Here is a 19,372-nt window from a genome sequence, read left to right on the forward strand (position 1 = left end):
CGGTCCTTTCGCGAAGCGCGATTCTGATGTTGTCATTCCTGCCGGAGGGAATCGACGATTTCCCTTCGTTGGCGCAGAGCTTCGCCTGCCGTCATCGCAACCGAAACCGCAAGATTTAGCGATCTCGCGCCGGGCATCATCGGGATCAGGAGTCGTGTATCGGCACAATCGTGGACATTGTCGGGAACGCCCGACGATTCACGCCCGAAGAGCAGAATGTCATTTTCCTGAAACTGGTAATCCGTATAGGGAATCGCTGCCTTGGTGGACAGCAATACGATGCGGCGTCCGGCCTGCAGCCGCCAGTCTTCGAAGTGACGCCAATCCGGATGACGGGTGAGGGCTGCCTGCTCCAGATAGTCCATGCCGGCGCGCTTCAGGGACCGGTCGGAAATGTCGAATCCGGCGGGTTCGATCAGGTCGACCGCAAAGCCGAGACAAGCGGCCATACGCAGGATGGTTCCCGTATTGCCCGGAATGTCGGGCTGGTAAAGTGCGACGCGCAGTTCCATATGATGCGGGTAACGCGAAATGTAGTTTGTCGCAAGCTCCGAAGGCGGCAACAGCCAGAGCATCAACAGCTCCGGTCTTGTGATTTCTATGGAACACCTCTGTAGAAATATTCCCGTTTTGTTCCTCTTCCGTCTTGGCAATTCTTCCGGGACCACCTAAAAGGTGCACCATGTTTAGATGGTTTGAAAAACGACTCGAAGCCTATCCAGAAGAGCCGCCGCGCGAACCCCCGCGCGGACTGGTCGCCTTTTGCCTTTATTATACCCGCGGCGCATGGCCATGGATCATCGGCATGGCGATCTTCACGACGCTCATCGCCGTGATCGAAGTGTCGCTCTTTGCCTTCATGGGTAATATTGTCGATTGGCTGTCACACCAGTCGCGCGAGACATTCCTGAGCAATGAAGGCTGGCGGCTTGCGCTGATTGCGGGGGTCGTCCTGATCGGCCTGCCAGGTGTGGTGCTGATCCATTCGCTGCTGATCCACCAGACATTGCTCGGCAATTATCCGATGCGCGTGCGCTGGCTGATGCACCGTTACTTGATCCGCCAGTCGATGGCGTTCTTTCAGGACGAGTTTGCCGGACGTATCTCGACCAAGCTGATGCAGACTGCTCTTGCCGTTCGCGAAACGGTGATGAAGCTTCTGGACGTGCTCAACTATGTTATCGTCTATTTCGCGGGCACGCTGTTCATCGCAGCGTCTGCGGATCTGGTGCTGATGATCCCGTTTGCCGTCTGGCTCGTCGTCTACATCATATTGCTGCGTGTCTTCATTCCCCGTCTGCGCGTGATTTCGGAACAGCAGGCCGATGCGCGTTCGTCGATGACAGGGCGCATCGTCGACAGCTATACCAATATCGCAACCGTGAAGCTTTTCTCGCATTCAAGCCGGGAAGAATCATATGTGAAGGAAAGCCTCGATGGCTTCCTCGGCACCGTGCATCGGCAGATGCGGCTCATCACATTGTTTCATTTCACGCTCTATATGGCGAACTGTATTCTGCTGTTTGCTGTGGGTGCAATCGGCATACAGCTCTGGATGAATGAAGCGATTTCCGTCGGCGCCGTTGCCGTCGGCATCGGCCTTGTGCTGCGCCTCAACGGCATGTCGCAATGGATCATGTGGGAAATGTCGGCCCTGTTTGAAAACATAGGCACGGTGGAGGACGGGATCACGACGATTGCGCGTTCACATGAGGTCGTGGACATTCCCAATGCACCGGCATTGCATGTGACCAGAGGCGAGCTCGACTTCGACAGGATCGGCTTCCATTACGGCAAGGGCAAAGGGGTTATCGAAAATCTCACGCTTACCATCCAGCCGGGCCAGAAAGTGGGCTTGGTTGGACGGTCTGGTGCTGGCAAGTCCACGCTGGTCAATCTGCTGTTGCGCTTCTACGATCTGGAGAAGGGCCGCATTCTGATCGACGGGCAGGACATTTCCAAAGTCACGCAGGATTCACTTCGCGCCAATATCGGCATGGTGACACAGGATACGTCGCTTCTGCACCGTTCGGTTCGCGAAAACATCATGTATGGGCGACCGGATGCGACAGAAGAAATGTTGCAGCAGGCGATCCGTCTGGCGCAGGCCGACCAGTTCATTCCGCTGTTGACCGACCCGAAGGGACGGCAGGGGCTGGATGCGCATGTCGGCGAACGCGGCGTCAAGCTTTCGGGCGGACAGCGCCAGCGCATTGCCATTGCGCGCGTGATGCTGAAAGATGCGCCGATCCTTATTCTGGACGAGGCCACCTCGGCGCTCGATTCGGAAGTCGAGGCGGCCATTCAGGACAGCCTCAATACCTTGATGGAAGGCAAGACCGTGATCGCCATCGCGCACCGCCTTTCAACCATCGCGGCACTTGATCGTCTCGTCGTGATGGACAAGGGGCGCATCGTCGAAGACGGCACGCATGAGGAACTTGTGGCGCTCGGCGGCATTTATGCAAGTCTATGGGCCCGCCAGTCCGGCGGCTTCCTCGGCTTCGATGAAAATACCGAGGATGCGCTGGTAAAATAAGGACAGAAGCCATTGATGAAAGCGGTTTACAGTCTGTTCGAACGTTGGGTCGATCCCTTTCGTGAACCGGACCGGCTGAGACCGCCTTCCACCACACTCGGCTTTCTGTGGCATTATGCAAGACAGGCGAAATGGCCGCTGGCCGCTTCCCTTGTGGTTGGCGGATTGCTGCCGCTGGTCGAGGCGGGCCTATTCTATTTCACGGGCAGGCTGGTCGATATTCTCGATCAGGCGGGAAAAGGTGGCGTCGAGCGAAGCTGGTCGGCGCTTTTGCAGGCGGCAGGGCCCGAACTTCTGTTCATGGGTATAACCGTCCTGGTGATCCGCCTTGTCGTGACAGCGATCAATACGCTGATCGAGGACCAGACCCTGTCGCCGGGCTTCTACAACATGATCCGCTGGCAGGCGAATTCCTATGTTCTCCGCCAGTCCTACGCCTTCTTCCAGAATGATTTTGCCGGGCGCATTGCCACCAAGGTCTGGCAGGCAGGGCAGGCGGCAGGCGACCTCATCGAAAGCCTTATTCAGGTCGTCTGGTTCATGGCGATCTACAGTATTACAACGCTGTTTCTGGTCGGTCGGCTCGACTGGCGGCTGGCAGCGGCGGTGGTCCTGTGGATCATTGCCTTCGGCTTCATCGCCTGGCGCTACCTGCCGCGCATCCGCAAGAATGCCGAGGCGTCCGCCGAGGCGGGATCGATGATTAACGGGCGTATCGTTGACAGCTATTCCAACATCCAGACGATCAAGCTCAATACTGCCGATGACGATGAGCGCTATCTGCGCGACGGTTTCGAACGGTATCTTGGCGCTATTCTTCCGTTCATGCGCTCGCTCACCGGCGTTCGCGTTTCGCTTACAGCACTTTCCGGCTTGATGATCGTGACGGTTGCGGCGATCGCTATCGATCTTTGGACCCGCGATGCCATCACAGTCGGGCAAGTGTCATTCACGCTTGGCCTCGTGCTGCGCCTCAATATGCTGCTTGGCCGTCTCATGATGCAGCTCAACGGAATGCTGCGTCAGCTCGGACTGATCGAAAACTCCATGCGGCTGGTTTCGGCTCCGCTCGGTCTTGAGGATCGGCCCAATGCGAAGCCGTTGCAGGTGACAAAGGCGCGTATCGATGTCCAGAATGTCACGTTCCATTATGGAAAGGCTGCAGGCGTTCTCGACAATATCAACCTCACTGTGCGCGGTGGTGAAAGGGTCGGTCTCGTCGGCCATTCCGGCGCAGGCAAGTCCACTCTCGTGAACCTCATCCTGCGCCTCTATGATGTCGAGAAGGGCTCTATCCTTGTCGACGGACAGGATATTCGCGATGTCACCCAAACATCGCTGCGCCGGGCCGTTGCAGTCGTCAGTCAGGAAACGGCACTGCTGCACAGGTCGCTGCGCGACAATATCATGCTGGCGCGCGACGATGCGACCGATGAGGAATTGCTGCAGGCGGCACGTCAGGCCGAGGCTGACGGGTTCATCGCCAATCTCGAGGATTTTCAGGGGCGGCGCTCCTTCGACGCCTTTGTGGGCGAACGCGGCGTCAAGCTTTCCGGCGGGCAGCGCCAGCGTATCGCCATCGCACGCGCCATATTGAAGGACGCGCCGATCCTGATCCTCGATGAGGCGACTTCCGCACTCGATTCGGAAGTGGAAGCCTCGATTCAGGAGAATCTGAAACGTCTCATGGACGGAAAGACCGTGATTGCGATCGCACATCGCCTTTCCACCATTGCAGCGCTCGATCGTCTCGTGGTGATGGATCAGGGCCGCATTGTGGAGGAGGGGACGCATGACGAACTTATCGCCCGTGGCGGCATCTATGCGGGACTTTGGGCCCGTCAGTCGGGCGGTTTCATAGGGCGGAATGGTGAAAGTTGAAAGCTTTCCATTGTCTGTGGTCCATTATCGATCTGCTGTGCATTCGCTGAATTGAGCAAGCAAATCCGCCTGCGACATCGTGCCGTCATAAGGGCTTGGTGTCTGGACAAGCGATTTTTACACGCATAAACCGGATAGTGAAATGGAGGGAATTTCGTCCTGTGAGCACTTGCGGGACTACTTTTGCGCAAGTGCAAAAGAGGACGAGGGGAGAGTTCAATTGAACATGCAGGTTGAAAAGGAATTGGCACGTGAGCGCACACGACACGGCTGAGCCGACACGGCGTGATTTTTTGTATATTGCGACGGGAATGGCCGGTGTCGTCGGAGTTGGCGGACTGGCCTGGCCGTTTATCGACCAGATGCGTCCGGACGCTTCGACACTCGCGGCTGCGTCCATCGAGGTTGATGTTTCGTCCCTGACGGAAGGAGCATCATTAACTGTTAAATGGCGTGGTAAGCCGGTTTTCATCCGTAACCGCTCCGCCAAGGAAGTCGAGGATGCCAAGACAACCGCTCTTGGTGATCTCAAGGATCCGATCGCGCGTAATGCCAATCTTGCTTCGGACGCGCAGGCGACCGATCTCGCCCGCTCGGCAGGCGAAGGCAAGGAAAACTGGCTGGTGATGATCGGCGTATGTACCCATCTGGGTTGCGTGCCGCTCGGTGAATCCGGTTCTTTCGGTGGCTGGTTCTGCCCATGCCATGGTTCGACCTATGACACTGCCGGTCGTATCCGCAGCGGTCCGGCGCCGGAAAACATGCACATCCCGCAATATGCGTTCACTTCCGATACGGTCATCAGGATCGGCTAACAGGTCTTGGGGAGAGAAGACATGAGTGCTGGACACTCCACATACACGCCGAAGACCGGCATCGAAAAATGGGTGGACGAACGGCTTCCCTTGCCGCGTCTCGTCTATGATTCTTTCGTGGCCTATCCGACGCCGCGTAACCTGAACTACATGTACACCTTCGGTGGCATTCTGAGCTTCATGCTCATTTCGCAAATTCTGACCGGCGTTGTGCTGGCCATGCATTATGCTGCGGATACGGGCATTGCGTTCAATTCCGTTGAAAAGATCATGCGCGACGTCAACTCCGGTTGGCTGCTGCGCTACATGCACTCCAACGGTGCATCCTTCTTCTTCATCGCCGTCTATCTCCATATTGCCCGCGGTCTCTATTACGGTTCCTACAAGGCACCGCGCGAGCTTCTGTGGATCCTGGGCGTGGTGATCTTCCTTCTTATGATGGCAACCGCCTTCATGGGCTACGTGCTGCCATGGGGCCAGATGTCCTTCTGGGGTGCAACGGTTATCACCGGTTTCTTCACGGCTTTCCCGATCATCGGCGAACCGATCCAGCAATTGCTGCTCGGTGGTTTTGCGGTCGACAATCCAACGCTCAACCGCTTCTTCTCGCTGCACTATCTGCTGCCGTTCATGATTGCGGGTGTCGTTATCCTGCACGTATGGGCGCTGCATGTGACGGGTCAGACCAATCCGACCGGCATTGAAGTCAAGTCCAAGACCGATACGCTGCCGTTCACGCCTTATGCGACCATCAAGGACGCTTTCGGTGCGCTCGTCTTCTTCGTGTTCTTCGCCTATTTTGTCTTCTACCTGCCGAACTTCCTCGGTCATCCGGATAACTATATCCCGGCAGATTCCCTGAAGACGCCTGCTCACATCGTTCCTGAATGGTACTTCCTGCCGTTCTACGCGATGCTGCGCGCCATCACCTTCAATATCGGCCCGATCGATTCGAAGCTCGGCGGCGTTCTGACCATGTTCGGTTCGATCGCGATCCTCTTCGTCGTGCCTTGGCTCGATACATCGAAGGTTCGTTCGGCTGTCTATCGTCCATGGTTCAAGCTGTTCTTCTGGCTGTTCGTGATCAACGCCATCTTCCTCGGCTGGCTGGGTTCGCGTCCTGCAGAAGGTTCCTACGTCTTCATGGCGCAGCTGGGTACGCTCTACTACTTTGCATTCTTCATCATCATCATGCCGGTCATCGGCCTGATCGAAACGCCGAAGCGTTTGCCGAACTCGATCACCGAGGCGGTTCTGGAGAAGAGCGGCAAGGCCGAGATTACCCCAGTGGAAATCAAGGGCTGAACCAGCGAGAGAGATGAAGGACGTAACAATGAAAAACATCCTCAAGAATTTCGCTGCCTTCGGTATTGCTCCGCTGGTTGCGCTTGGTATCGCCTTCGCCAGTTCGATGGGTGGTGCCTCGGCTGAGGAAGGCGGGAATGCTGCGGAGCCGGAACATTTTCCGATCCACCATCCCAAGCAGGAAAAGTGGAGCTTTTCCGGCCCGTTCGGAACCTATGACAAGGGCCAGCTTCAGCGTGGCCTGAAGGTCTACAAGGAAGTCTGCTCGGCTTGTCACTCGATGAACCTGGTGGCCTTCCGTACACTGGAAGGTCTCGGTTACTCGCCGGAACAGGTCAAGGCGCTTGCCGCTGAATATGAAGTGCAGGACGGCCCGAACGCGGATGGCGAAATGTTCACCCGCAAGGCGCTTCCGACCGATCACTTCCCGTCGCCATATCCGAACGCGGCTGCGGCTGCGGCGGCAAACAATGGTGCGGCTCCGCCGGACTTTTCGCTGATCGCCAAGGCGCGTGCAGTGGAGCGTGGGTTTCCGCAGTTCATCTTCGATATATTCACGCAATATGCCGAAGGTGGCCCGGATTATATCCATTCTCTGTTGACCGGCTTCGATGAGCAGCCGCCGGCAGGTATGCAGATCGCTGAAGGTACGCATTACAATCCGTACTTCATTTCGGCAAAGGCGCTCGCTATGGCGAAGCCGCTGAGCGACGACCAGGTCACCTATGACGATGGTTCGCCGCAGACGGTCGATCAGTACGCACGCGACGTCTCGGCGTTCCTCATGTGGGCTGCAGAGCCGCATCTGGAAGATCGCAAGCGGACCGGTTTCCGGGTCATCATATTCCTGATCCTTTTTGCTGGTCTGGTTTATGTTGCCAAGCGTTCGATCTGGTCGGATGTCAAGCACTGACAATGGATCAACCTGAGTTGAAAAATGGGCGCCGTGAGCGCCCATTTTTTTGTGCTGTAGCTGGAAGGTCGGCTGCGCCACAAATAAGCCATGAAAAAGACAGCGCGTCGCCGTAATGTTCTTGGCAGAAATGGGCGGTTTCTTTTGCAATTTGCCCGTTTGAGGGTGTAAAGGAGCTTGGCCCCAACTTTGCCTTGATTAACTTGACCGGCCTGCAGGCCGCCTGAAAGGATGGAAAATGGAATCCGGATTTAGAGCCAGCCTGAAGGATGCGATCCGCACCATTCCGGACTATCCGAAGCCGGGCGTCCAGTTCCGTGACGTGACCACGCTTATGGGCGATGCACAGGCATTTCGTCGCTCTGTCGATGAACTGGTCTATCCCTATGCAGGCAACAAGGTCGACAAGGTCGCCGGTATTGAAGCGCGTGGCTTCATTCTTGGCGGCGCAATTGCGCATCAGCTTTCGGCTGGTTTCGTGCCGATTCGCAAGAAGGGCAAGCTGCCGCGCGATACAGTGCGCATCGCCTATAGCCTCGAATATGGCATTGATGAAATGGAAATGCACCGCGATGCGATTGAAAAGGGCGAGCGGATTATTCTGGTGGACGATCTGATCGCCACGGGCGGAACGGCGGAAGCGGCTGCGAAGCTTCTGCTTCAAATGGGGGCGGATATCGTCGCGGCCTGCTTCATTATCGATCTGCCCGATCTGGGTGGTCGCAAGAAGCTTGAAGCTCTCGGCGTGCCGGTTCGCACACTCGTTGCCTTTGAAGGCGACTGAGAATAAGAAAAAGCCCGGATCGCTCCGGGCTTTGTTGTTTCAGGCATCGGCCTTGGGCGGCAGCTTCACCATCGCCGCATTGTCGAAGGACAGCACCTCTTCACCATTCTGGTTATGGGCGCTTGTCGTCATGGTCAGCATGGACCAGCCGGGTCGGGAAGCGAGCGGCCTGATGGCATGGACTACACGCTTGTAGGTAATGGTATCTCCGGCATAAACGGGCTTCGGCCATTTCAGGTTCTCGAAACCGGGCGAGGGGCCAAATGTCGGCGGCGTCTCACCGCGTTTCAGCGCATCCTTGGTGGCCTGGACGATGGAAGCGACATTGAGCTTCATGAACACCGCCGTGGTGTGCCAGCCGGAGGCGCAAAGCCCGCCGAAGACGCTCTTCTTTGCTGCTTCGGCATCCAGATGGAACGGCTGCGGATCGTATTTTTTGGCGAAATCGATGATTTCCTCAGGCGTAAACGTATAGCTGCCGATAACGAGGTTCTGCCCGAGATTTTCTTCCAGAAAGCTCATGCTGCTCCTCCCGTCGTCGCATCGTAATCGCGGCGAAGCATCATGCATGGGTGCTGCATTTCGCACACGCTTTCGCCGCGCTGATTGAACAGCTCATGATGGAACGTTACCAGCCCGATTGCCGGGCGTGATTTGGAAATGCGCTTGTCCTTGATCGTCGTCACGCCATTCAGCGTATCGCCCGCAAGCACGGGGCGTTTCCAGCGTGTGAACTCGACGCCGGGACCGCCTTGCGAGGTGGAATTGGTGAGATAGGCGTCGCAGACCATGCGCATGATGAGGGAGGCTGTCTGCCAGCCTGATGCGGCCAGCCCACCGAGGACGCTGGCCTTGCCCGCTTCCTCATCGAGATGGAATGGCTGCGGATCGAACTCGCTGGCGAATTCGATGATTTCTTCCTTGTTGATCGTACGAGGACCGAAGGGAAGGGCCATTCCCGGTTCCATATCCTCATAAGCATATTTCGGCAGAGGTTTGCTCACCCTCGATCTCCTCCCTGTAGGCATAAAGAAAAGGCCGCCGGTTTTCGGCGGCCTGAACGTATCAGGTATTGAAGCGGAACAGCATCACATCGCCGTCATGGACGATGTATTCCTTGCCTTCGTCCCTTGCCTTGCCAGCTTCCTTCGCTCCGACTTCGCCGTTGTATTTGACGTAGTCTTCATAGGCGATGGTCTGGGCGCGGATGAAGCCGCGCTCGAAATCGGTGTGGATCACACCGGCAGCGCCCGGAGCCTTGGTGCCGCGCCGGATGGTCCAGGCGCGGGTTTCCTTCGGTCCTGCGGTGAAATAGGTGATGAGGTCGAGAAGCTTGTAACCGGCGCGGATCAGGCGGTCGAGACCCGGTTCCTCAAGGTCCATGCTTTCCAGATATTCCTTGGCTTCCTCATCGGGAAGCTGTGCAACTTCCGCTTCGATTGCAGCCGAAATGATGACCGTCTGCGCGCCCTGTTCGTCGGCCATCTTGTCGACGGCAGCGCTAAATTCGTTGCCCTTGGCGGCGTCGCCTTCTGCGACGTTGCAGACATAAAGAACAGGCTTGGAGGTCAGAAGGTTCAGGCCCTTCAGCGTCAGCAGGTCTTCTGCAGCAATGTCCTTCAGCATCAGGCGGACCGGCTGGCCGTTCTGGAGCAGTTCGAGTGCCGTTTCCATCACCGGCAGAATGGTGAGGGCTTCCTTGTCCTTGCCGGTGGCGCGCTTGCGGATCTGAACGATGCGGCGTTCGATGCTTTCGAGGTCCGACAGCATCAGTTCCGTTTCAACCGTCTGGGCATCCGATACCGGATCGATGCGGCCTTCGACATGGGTGATGTCATCGTCCTCGAAGCAGCGCAGCACATGTACGATGGCATCGACTTCTCGAATATTGGCGAGGAACTGGTTGCCGAGACCTTCGCCCTTCGATGCGCCGCGCACGAGACCTGCAATGTCCACGAAGTTGATGCGGGTCGGGATGATTTCCTTCGAACCTGCAATCTTGGCAATCTCGTTCTGGCGCGGATCGGGAACCGCCACTTCGCCGGTGTTCGGCTCAATGGTGCAGAACGGATAGTTTGCGGCCTGTGCGGCGGCCGTTTTGGTCAGCGCGTTGAAAAGCGTCGACTTGCCAACATTTGGCAGACCGACGATGCCGCATTTGAAACCCATGATCGTACCTGTCAGACTAGAATAGAATTACCGTCGCTATGCGACATTGAGGTGTGAAGCGTCAAGAGGCGCAGCCGTCGCCGGGGATCAATCCTTCTTCCCCAGCAGCTTTTTCAGCATTTCAGCCATCGGGCCGCTTGCAGGAATATCCGGCTTCTTCTGGTTTTGCCGCGCCTGGCGAATATGGCTCTGCGCCTTTGGCTTTGCTGCAAGGGGGGCCTTCTCCAATTGCGCGGGATCGGCCTTGAAACCGCTTGGCCGCTGATTGCCGTCGCCCATGGCAAGCGCAATGCGGTTCATGAAGCTGTTGTCTTCGCCCTTGGTGGCAAGCAGGGCCACATTATCGGCGATGGCGCCCAAAAGCGTTTCCAGCCATTCATTGTCGGCCTTGGCAAAATCGCCGAGGACATAATTATGCACGAGTTCCTTCGCGCCCGGATGACCGATGCCAAGTCGCATACGGCGATAATTCTGGCCGCCAGGGAAGGACTGCACATGTGCGTCGATGGATTTGATGCCGTTATGGCCGCCGGAGCCGCCGCCGGTCTTGATGCGCAGCTTGCCCGGAACGAGGTCGAGTTCGTCATAAATAACGACGAGATCGGCAGGTGTCAGCTTGTAGAAGCGCATGGCCTCGCCGATAGACTGACCCGAGAGGTTCATGAACGTCTGCGGTTTGACCAGCAGCACCTTTTCGCCATCGATCACACCATCGGCGATCTCGGCCTGAAACTTCTTCTGCCAGTTGGAAAAGCGATGGCGGCGGAATATTTCATCCGCCGCCATGAAACCGATATTGTGCCGGTTATGCGCATATTTGGGGCCCGGATTGCCAAGACCTGCGATGAGCAGCATGGTTCAGAGCCCCCAAAATACGGACAGCGATTATTCGCCGTCCTTGACTTCTTCTTCTGCAGCGCCTTCCGAGGCAGCTTCTTCCGACTTCAGGCCGGCAGGAGCAGCAATCGTGGCGATGGTGAAGTCGCGATCCTGGATGGCAGGCGTTACGCCCTTCGGCAGCTTGATTGCCGAAATGTGGACGGAGTCGCCGATTTCGAGGCCGGTCAGGTCGAACTCGAGTGCTTCCGGAATTGCATTGGCCGGAACGATCAGTTCAACGTCGTGACGAACGATGTTGAGAACGCCGCCGCGCTTGATGCCCGGAGCGGCTTCTTCGTTCTTGAAGTGAACCGGAACATTCACGTGGACGACCGACTTCGCGGAAACGCGCAGGAAGTCGACATGCTGCGGGAAGTCACGGACCGGATCCAGCTGGTAGTCCTTCGGGAGGACCTGAATCTTCTTGCCGTCTACTTCGATCGTGGCAACAGTGGTCTTGAAGCCACCGCCATGAATCTTGTAGAAAATCTCCTTGTAGGAGACGGCGATTGCGAGGGGTTCCTGCTTGTCGCCATAGATGACTGCAGGAATCTGGCCGTTGCGACGCAGTTCGCGGGAGGACCCCTTACCAACCCGGGTACGCAGATCGGCCTTGAGCACGTAAGTCTCGCTCATGGCATTTCCTTTCAAAGTTACTGGAGTGTCGCTTGTTTTCTGCGCATGATCTTGTCCGAAAACCGGTTTCCACATTTCGGGATCGTGCTTCAACAAACGACATGAAACAGCCCGTATCGTCTGTCACAGGGTGAAAGACCGGACCGCTCCATTCCGCGTTGCCTCCAAGGGTGTCTACGCGGATGGCGGTGGCTATAGACCATAGCGTGCGGCGGCGCAAGTTTTTTGGGCTGCGAGCAGTTCCCGTGCCCGGCATCTGTGGGCATTTCTCATAACCGGTGGCATTGGCGGCGTCAAAGATGTTAAGCGAATGCCTGATCGACTGGCGGCTTGACCGGACGAGTCGTCTGTTCCTGCAATAGTGAAACAAGGAGGCGAGATGCAGGTCGGTATCGACATGGGTTCTGTTGCCGGAAGCGGTTCTGCCTCGGCAGCAGCGCTTGGCGGTGGCAAGCAGGCCATGCTTGATCTTGAGGAGCTTCTCGCCACGCGGCTGCTCGTGCAGGGCAATTCCGGCTCCGGCAAGTCGCATCTTTTGCGCCGCCTTCTGGAACAGAGCGCGCAATGGGTGCAGCAGTGCATTGTCGACCCGGAAGGCGATTTCGTCACGCTGGCCGATCTTTACGGCCATGTCGTTGTCGATGCCGCTCGCACCGAAGCTGAACTGACCCGTATTGCCGGACGCATCCGCCAGCACCGTGTTTCGGTCGTGCTCAATCTGGAAGGGCTGGACGTCGAGCAGCAGATGCGCTCGGCCGCAGCTTTCCTCGGTGGCCTCTTCGATGCGGAGCGCGACTATTGGTACCCGATGCTTGTCGTGGTGGATGAGGCGCAGCTTTTTGCGCCTGCCGCCGCAGGCGAAGTGTCGGACGAAGCGCGTAAGTTGTCGCTGGGCGCGATGACCAATCTCATGTGTCGTGGGCGCAAGCGCGGACTGGCCGGTGTCATCGCCACGCAGCGACTGGCGAAGCTTGCCAAGAACGTTGCTGCCGAAGCCTCCAACTTCCTCATGGGGCGCACCTTCCTCGATATCGACATGGCGCGTGCTGCCGATCTTCTCGGCATGGAGCGCAAGCAGGCTGAAATGTTCCGCGATTTGCAGCGCGGACATTTTGTGGCGCTTGGTCCCGCATTGTCGCGCCGTCCATTGCCGATCAAGATCGGCAAGGTGGAGACATCGGCGCGTTCGTCGTCGCCCAAACTGATGCCGCTGCCCGAAGCGCCGGAAGATGCGCTCGACCTGATCTTCACGCCTGCGCCGCAGGAAATCCGTACCGCCGTGCGCCGAGCGCCGCCGCCTCCACCGCCGCCATCGACGGCGGAAATTCTGGCCCAGGTAGCAAAGCCCAAGCCCGAAGCCGAACCGGCACAAGAGCCGTTGTTTCCCGGCATCGTGGAAGCCGAACGCGATGAGCTTCTTGAAAAGGTCATGCGCGAGATCGTGGACGACCCGGAAGCGTCGTTCCGCTCGGTTGCCGTTCTCTATCAGGATTTTCTGGTGCGCTGCCGCATTCACCGCGTTCCCGGCGAACCGCTGGCTCTGCCTGCCTTCCGGCGCAGGCTGGCGGTGGCGCAGGCCAGCATTGAAAGTGATGTGGCCAGTGGCGAAACATGGCAGCAGGCGCTTTCCTTGTCGGAAAGCCTCACCGACGATGTGCAGGGCGTGTTCCTGATCGTGGCGCAGGCAGCCGTCACCGGTGCGCCTTGCCCCTCCGATGCGGCTTTGGCGCGGGCTTACGGCACGCATTCGTTCAGCCGCGCGCGGCGTTTGCTAACCTATTTCGAGGAGCGCGGGCTTCTGGTTGTTCGCAATGATTTCAAGGGAATGCGCATCGTCAATTTCCCCGATCTCGCCTGTGAGACCGCTCCGGGCAACCCGAATGCGCCGGATGAGCTTACGGAAGAAGGCGCTGCGGCGGAATAGAATAAGTTGTTGCCTGTGAAAACTGTCATGAACCTGTAATGATCCTCGCCGACAGCTGCACTACAGTTGCATTCTTCGTGATGCCGGGCTGCAAAGAGCGCTTTGTCTGCGTTCCGGTGCTCACGTACCTTTAAGTACGCTCCGCTCCGGTACTCGAAAATCACTCTTTTCGCTACGGCCTGACGAATTTGCAACTGCAGTGCCAGGGATCATTCGGGATGACAGCGTGACAGAGCCAGTAAAGCAGCCAGGTTTCAAAGAACTTTTCACGACCTTCGGTAAAGTGGGGCTTCTGTCCTTCGGCGGACCGGCGGCGCAGATTGCGATGCTGCAGCGTATCCTCGTGGATGAGAAAAAATGGATGGATCAGGAGCGGCTGATCCATGCGCTGAATTTCTGCATGTTGCTGCCGGGGCCGGAAGCCATGCAGCTTGCGACCTATTCCGGCTGGGCGGTGAAAGGCTGGCGCGGCGGTTTGCTGGCGGGGCTGTTGTTCGTGCTGCCCGGCGCTGTCGTCATGCTTGCACTGTCGGGGCTTTATATTGCCTTCGGGCATGTCGAGATCGTGGCCGGACTGTTGTTCGGCCTCAAGGCTGCGGTTCTGGCCGTGGTTTTCGAAGCGCTCTACCGCATGGCCAAACGGACCTTGGCCTCCAGCTTCTCCTACACAGTGGCGATTGCGGCATTCATTGCGATAGCCTTTCTGAAACTGCCGTTTCCGCTTGTCGTCCTGCTGGCAGCTCTTGTGGGCGGACTACGACATGTCGTTCAGGGGAAGAGTGCAGCGACCGTTCTGGGGGATGCGACGCCCGGTGCCCTGCGTGAATTCACGCAGCAGACACTCATCTGGGGCGGGTTGTGGCTTTTACCTTTACTCGGGCTCTTCTTCGCTTTTGGCGGTGCGCATGTTTTCGTGCAGGAAGCGGCCTTCTTCTCGAAGCTTGCCGCGGTGACATTTGGGGGCGCTTATGCCGCTCTTTCCTATACGGCGCAGCAGGCGGTCGAGCATTTCGGCTGGATGAAGCCGGGCGAAATGCTGACCGGGCTGGGACTGGCCGAGACCACGCCGGGACCGCTGATCCTCGTGCTGGTCTTTGTCGGCTTTGTGGGAGCCGCAAACCTGTCGGGCCTGCCGCCGCTTCTGGGCGGCTTTTTCGGCGGATTGATCGCGCTGTGGTTTACCTTCGTGCCCTGCTTTCTATGGATACTGGCAGGGGCGCCGTTCGTGGAACGGCTGCGTCAGGTACGCTGGCTGTCTGCCATGCTGGGCGGCATTACGGCTGCGGTTGTCGGCGTGATTGCCAATCTGGCGCTATGGTTCTCGCTGCACGCCCTGTTTTCGCAGGTGGTAGAGAAGGCTGTCGGCCCCGTCACATTGCCGCTTCCAGTCTGGAGCACAATAGACAATGCCGCCGTCCTGATCGCAGGCGCGGCGGCATTATTGCTTGTCGTCTTCAAAATGAACATGCCGCTCGTACTGTTGCTGGCGGCATGTTTCGGAATTGCTATTCGCCTAATGTTTTGATTAGTCGAACAGGCTCGAAACGGACTCTTCCGCTGCCGTGCGGGCAATGGCTTCGCCAATCAGGTCGGAAATCGAGAGCACGCGGATATTCGGCGCATCGTTGATGGCGGTGGTCGGCTGGATGGAATCGGTGATGACCAGTTCCTTCAGCTTAGACGCGGCAATACGGGCAACTGCGCCGCCGGACAGAACGCCATGCGTGATATAGGCGGTGACGCTGTTTGCACCCTTGTTGAGCAGGGCTTCGGCTGCGTTGCAGAGCGTGCCGCCGGAATCAACGATATCGTCGAACAGCAGGCAGTCCTTGCCGGAAACATCGCCGATGACATTCATGACTTCCGATTCACCTGGACGCTCACGGCGCTTGTCAACGATGGCGAGCTGCGCATCGATGCGCTTTGCCAGCGAACGGGCACGCACCACGCCGCCAACGTCAGGCGAAACGACCATGCAGTTGCCGGTTGCGTATTTGGCCTTCACGTCGCGCGCGATGACCGGAACGGCGTAGAGATTGTCGGTCGGGATATCGAAGAAGCCCTGAATCTGACCGGCATGAAGGTCAAGCGTCAGAACGCGGTTGGCGCCGGCTTCGGTAATGAGGTTGGCTACGAGCTTTGCCGAGATCGGCGTGCGCGGACCGGGCTTGCGGTCCTGACGGGCATAGCCGAAATAGGGCAGGACGGCAGTGATGCGACGTGCGGAGGAGCGGCGGAAGGCATCGATCATGATGAGCAGTTCCATCAGGTGATCGTTTGCCGGATAGGAGGTCGATTGCAGAACGAATACGTCTTCGCCGCGCACGTTTTCCTGAATCTCTACGAAGATTTCCTGATCGGCGAAGCGACGGACGCTGGCCTTACCGAGTGGAATGTTGAGATATTGAGCAACGGATTCGGCAAGAACCCGGTTGGAGTTGCCTGCGAAAAGTTTCATTCTTTTGCCTCTGACGCCGATGCGGTCGCGGTTTGCAGTTTGGTTCTGTCGCAACAGTCCGCCGTAACGGACGTAATCTCTTAAAAACTTTAAGCTGCGTACTTTCTGACGGGATCAAGTACTGCAGCTCGCAAGGTTTTCTTTCGGATGTGGGGCCTATTGCAAAGAGTCACCGTCATTGCAAGGCCCCTCGGAACACAATTGCTGTAAAAAGCCCGGTTTTCCGGCTTTCCCACAGTAGGCAAAACAGATTCAGCAAAAGATTTCAGTCTTTTGCTGCCAAAGCAAGTTTCTATGCGCGATTTGCCGCAAGCCAGGTCGAATATTCCTGCATGGTGCGGTCGGCGATTGCCTGCATTGCGGAAGCTGGAACGACGCTCCATGAGTCTGCGGCCGCACCTGGAACTTTCTCCTGCCCCTGTATCCGGTGAAGACGATTGCCGGAAGCATCCAGCACGTCCCAGACGTAAAGCACCGTGGTCTGGTTATCTTCCGAAAGAACGGAGAAATAACCCTTCATGACATAGGCAGCACTTGGGTCATTATTGCCCGCAAGCTCAATGCCCTTCGTCTTGGCGTCATCATTCATGCGATGGGTCAGCGGCGTCACCACATTGACCGGTGCACCGACAATCGGGGCAATATGCAGTTTGCCCGGCTTGAGCGCCGCACTGCGCTGCGGTGCCACTGGCGTGGTCGTTGCAGGCGGGGTTGTTCCCGCAGGCTGCACGGGAGCGGCACCCGTCGCCGGGGAGCCCGGTGTCGTCGCAGGTGCAACGGTTTGCCCAGAACTCTGATTGCTGCCCTGTACGTTCAGAGCGGATTCGGTGCTGTTGCAGGCGGCGAGCAGGCTTGTAAGCACTCCGGCCAGCAACAACATCGTTGAAAGACGTGCCTTGTTCATCTTCGGCTTCATGCTCCTGAAGGCGCAGATTTTCTGCGGTAGGGCATTTCCAGTTTGAAATAATCTATCGATTTTTGTCGATGTGCATCTTGTCCGAAAACCACTTTCCAGTTTCCGACGTGCGCTTGTGGCAGTTTTATCGCCGATTGCGCCTCATTTTACAATCATATCAAGAGAATGGCGGGATAATGGCTGAGCTGCACCATTTGTTGTGAGATATGTCTGCCCCAGCGTCATTGCGGTCTGCGTATCGGAATCCATGATAATCATATGCGCGAAAAGCGTCATATCCGGCTGGATGCTTTCCGGATTTCCAGCATAGAACATCTGTGGGTCCATCCATGAGGGCGCAAATCGGGCGCCCACCGAATAGCCGCAGGCATTGAGGCGATGGCGGGTGAGCCCATGAGCTTCCATAGTGCGGGCATGGGCGTCGAAAACGTCGCCGAATGTCGAGGCGGGTGTCATCGCCGCTTCCACGGCTTCCAGTGCCTCGCGTGCGGCGGCATAGAGTTCCAGATGATGCGTGGTCGGCTTCCCGACGATCAGCGTGCGCATCATCGGCGCATGGTAGTGGCGGAAGACGCCCGACCATTCGAGCGTGAGCTGGTCGTTCTTGTTCAGCTTGCGCCGACCGGATTTGTAGCGGCAGAGCAGGGCATCGTCGCCCGAGCCGATGATATATTCGTTGGCGGGAAAATCGCCGTCGCCCGCGAAATTGGCGCTCATCATCCCAGCCAGAATATCGGCCTCGTTGGCGCTTGCCTTGGTCAGCTTTATTGCAGCATCGAGTGCATCGTCGCTGAGTTCGGCAGCGCGCTTGGCATAGGCGATTTCAGCAGGGCTTTTCAAAAGGCGCAGGCGGTCCACCATGCCGGATGCGTCGTAAAGCTTGGCAAAGCTCTGCAACTGTTCATCCAGCTTGCGGGCATTGGCGCCGGTGAGGCCGTGCGTCTGATATTCGATCCCGATCCGCGTGCCGAGAAGGTCGAGTTCCGTCAGGATATTGCGCAGGTCAGCGGCGGGATTGGCATTGTCGCGGTCGGTCCAGACGACGATGTTCTCGATATTCGACGTATGGCGCGCCTGCCGCAGATCGGCGGAGCGCGTCATCAGCACCATTGACCCGTCTGCCTTCACGACGAGACACTGGAAGAAGCAGAATCCGAATGTGTCATAGCCGGTCAGCCAGTACATGCTCTCCTGTGCGAACAGCAGAAGCGCATCCAGCTTTTCCTCTTCCATCTTCAAGATCAGGCGGTCGCGACGTGCGGCGAATTCTTCCGGCTCGAAGTGAAGGGCCATGCGGTTCTCCTAATCTTCTATGATGGCGATCGCTGCAATCTGACGCCCGTAATCGGGTTCGTTGCGATGGGTGGTGCGCCGGTAGGAATAGAACTGTTCCTCATCGGCATAGGTGCACTGGCGAAGGGATTCTGCCTGCACGCCAGCTTTCGTCAGGCGGTCGGTGATGAATGTCCACAGATCGAACAGCTTGTGGTCGGGCTTGTCGGAAGGCCGGAAATAGGTGGCGTAGGCAGCATCCTTGCCGATGAATTCGGCGTAGAATTCCGGACCGACTTCATAGTTTTCCGGACCAATGGTCGGCCCGAGGACGGCAACGATATTCTCGCGTTTTGCACCAAGACCGATCATGGCTTCGATGGTGTTCTCCAGAACACCGCCGAAAGCGCCACGCCATCCGGCATGGGCGGAACCGATGATTCCCGCTTCGTGATCGGCAAAAAGCACTGGCCCGCAATCGGCGGAAAGCGCACCGATGGCGATGCCCGGCACATTTGTGACCATTGCGTCAGCCTTCGGGCGTGGGGCGCCGAACGGTTCGGTGACGTGCAGGACATCGGGCGAATGAACCTGATGCACGGTCATGAGATGATCGGGCGCAACGCCAAGGTTTTCGGCGACGCGACGGCGATTCTCCGCAACTTTTTCCGGTACATCGTTCGAACCGCTTCCGACATTCAGGCCCGTATAGATGCCATCGGAAACGCCGCCCTTGCGGGTGAAAAAGCCATGCGCAATCCGCTTCCCGTTCTGTCCGACGGGCTTTTCAAGGAGAGGCGAGCGGAGCGGTTGCGGCATGTCGGTCATCTTGCTGGCTTTCGTAAACGGCGGGATGGTGGGGGAGGAGGCACAGCTTGTCA

The 19,372-nt window shown here is 57.7% G+C and carries 18 protein-coding genes; 8 read left to right on the forward strand and 10 right to left on the reverse strand.

All coding sequences use genetic code 11. From position 1 onward, the window contains the following. Positions 1–32: 32 nt before the first annotated feature. Entirely contained in the window at positions 33–512 is a 480-nt protein-coding gene (locus HWX93_RS05710) for a tRNA (cytidine(34)-2'-O)-methyltransferase (RefSeq protein ID WP_176036927.1), read from the reverse strand. A 170-nt stretch (positions 513–682) separates the two neighbouring features. Here HWX93_RS05710 and HWX93_RS05715 point away from each other — a divergent pair, with 170 nt between their 5' ends. The 6 genes from HWX93_RS05715 to HWX93_RS05740 all read left to right on the forward strand — a co-directional run bounded on the left by HWX93_RS05715 (position 683) and on the right by HWX93_RS05740 (position 8,237). Further along, a complete protein-coding gene (locus tag HWX93_RS05715; protein ID WP_176036798.1) occupies positions 683–2,539 on the forward strand; it encodes an ABC transporter ATP-binding protein in 1,857 nt (618 codons plus the stop codon). Between the two features lie 15 nt (positions 2,540–2,554). Further along, positions 2,555–4,420 carry an ABC transporter ATP-binding protein gene (locus tag HWX93_RS05720; protein ID WP_176036799.1) on the forward strand — a complete coding sequence of 622 codons (1,866 nt, stop codon included), beginning with the start codon at positions 2,555–2,557 and terminating at the stop codon, positions 4,418–4,420. 251 nt (positions 4,421–4,671) lie between these two features. After that, positions 4,672–5,235 (forward strand): ubiquinol-cytochrome c reductase iron-sulfur subunit, encoded by a 564-nt coding sequence (petA, locus tag HWX93_RS05725; RefSeq protein WP_061345909.1) that lies wholly within the window; start codon positions 4,672–4,674, stop codon positions 5,233–5,235. 21 nt (positions 5,236–5,256) lie between these two features. After that, complete coding sequence (locus HWX93_RS05730) at positions 5,257–6,540, forward strand: cytochrome b (RefSeq protein ID WP_109987237.1); 1,284 nt, start codon at positions 5,257–5,259, stop codon at positions 6,538–6,540. Positions 6,541–6,568: 28 nt separating this feature from the next. Next, positions 6,569–7,453 carry a cytochrome c1 gene (locus HWX93_RS05735; protein ID WP_176036800.1) on the forward strand — a complete coding sequence of 295 codons (885 nt, stop codon included), beginning with the start codon at positions 6,569–6,571 and terminating at the stop codon, positions 7,451–7,453. Between the two features lie 238 nt (positions 7,454–7,691). After that, positions 7,692–8,237 carry an adenine phosphoribosyltransferase gene (locus tag HWX93_RS05740; protein ID WP_109987235.1) on the forward strand — a complete coding sequence of 182 codons (546 nt, stop codon included), beginning with the start codon at positions 7,692–7,694 and terminating at the stop codon, positions 8,235–8,237. Between the two features lie 39 nt (positions 8,238–8,276). Here the strand turns inward: HWX93_RS05740 and HWX93_RS05745 are convergent, their stop codons facing one another. From HWX93_RS05745 to HWX93_RS05765, 5 genes are all read right to left on the reverse strand, one after another. After that, positions 8,277–8,759, reverse strand: a complete 483-nt coding sequence (locus HWX93_RS05745) for a MaoC family dehydratase (protein ID WP_176036801.1) — start codon at positions 8,757–8,759, stop codon at positions 8,277–8,279. Further along, the gene (locus HWX93_RS05750; protein ID WP_109987233.1) at positions 8,756–9,241 is read right to left on the reverse strand and encodes a MaoC family dehydratase; all 486 of its coding nucleotides are present in this window, start codon (positions 9,239–9,241) and stop codon (positions 8,756–8,758) included. The genes HWX93_RS05745 and HWX93_RS05750 overlap by 4 nt, the downstream gene beginning before the upstream one ends. Before the next feature lie 61 nt (positions 9,242–9,302). Continuing rightward, a complete protein-coding gene (gene ychF / locus HWX93_RS05755; RefSeq protein WP_109987232.1) occupies positions 9,303–10,406 on the reverse strand; it encodes a redox-regulated ATPase YchF in 1,104 nt (367 codons plus the stop codon). An 87-nt stretch (positions 10,407–10,493) separates the two neighbouring features. Continuing rightward, complete coding sequence (pth, locus tag HWX93_RS05760) at positions 10,494–11,261, reverse strand: aminoacyl-tRNA hydrolase (protein WP_176036802.1); 768 nt, start codon at positions 11,259–11,261, stop codon at positions 10,494–10,496. 30 nt (positions 11,262–11,291) lie between these two features. After that, entirely contained in the window at positions 11,292–11,921 is a 630-nt protein-coding gene (locus HWX93_RS05765) for a 50S ribosomal protein L25/general stress protein Ctc (RefSeq protein ID WP_109987230.1), read from the reverse strand. 379 nt (positions 11,922–12,300) lie between these two features. Here HWX93_RS05765 and HWX93_RS05770 point away from each other — a divergent pair, with 379 nt between their 5' ends. Together HWX93_RS05770 and chrA are read left to right on the forward strand one after the other, a co-directional pair. After that, positions 12,301–13,845, forward strand: coding sequence for an ATP-binding protein (locus HWX93_RS05770; RefSeq protein ID WP_176036803.1), 1,545 nt, complete (start codon positions 12,301–12,303; stop codon positions 13,843–13,845). Positions 13,846–14,071: 226 nt separating this feature from the next. Then, positions 14,072–15,370, forward strand: a complete 1,299-nt coding sequence (chrA, locus tag HWX93_RS05775; protein ID WP_176036804.1) for a chromate efflux transporter — start codon at positions 14,072–14,074, stop codon at positions 15,368–15,370. Here the strand turns inward: chrA and HWX93_RS05780 are convergent, their stop codons facing one another. The 4 genes from HWX93_RS05780 to pgeF form a co-directional block, all read right to left on the reverse strand. Next, on the reverse strand, positions 15,371–16,303 hold the full coding sequence (locus HWX93_RS05780; RefSeq protein WP_176036805.1) for a ribose-phosphate pyrophosphokinase: 933 nt from the start codon (positions 16,301–16,303) through the stop codon (positions 15,371–15,373). A 292-nt stretch (positions 16,304–16,595) separates the two neighbouring features. Then, positions 16,596–17,219, reverse strand: a complete 624-nt coding sequence (locus HWX93_RS05785) for a hypothetical protein (RefSeq protein ID WP_176036806.1) — start codon at positions 17,217–17,219, stop codon at positions 16,596–16,598. 141 nt (positions 17,220–17,360) lie between these two features. Next, positions 17,361–18,512, reverse strand: a complete 1,152-nt coding sequence (locus tag HWX93_RS05790; RefSeq protein WP_176036807.1) for a M24 family metallopeptidase — start codon at positions 18,510–18,512, stop codon at positions 17,361–17,363. 9 nt (positions 18,513–18,521) lie between these two features. Next, a complete protein-coding gene (gene pgeF, locus HWX93_RS05795; RefSeq protein WP_109987224.1) occupies positions 18,522–19,319 on the reverse strand; it encodes a peptidoglycan editing factor PgeF in 798 nt (265 codons plus the stop codon). Positions 19,320–19,372 lie beyond the last annotated feature (53 nt).

Source organism: Brucella tritici (assembly GCF_902825325.1).
Taxonomy (GTDB): domain Bacteria; phylum Pseudomonadota; class Alphaproteobacteria; order Rhizobiales; family Rhizobiaceae; genus Brucella.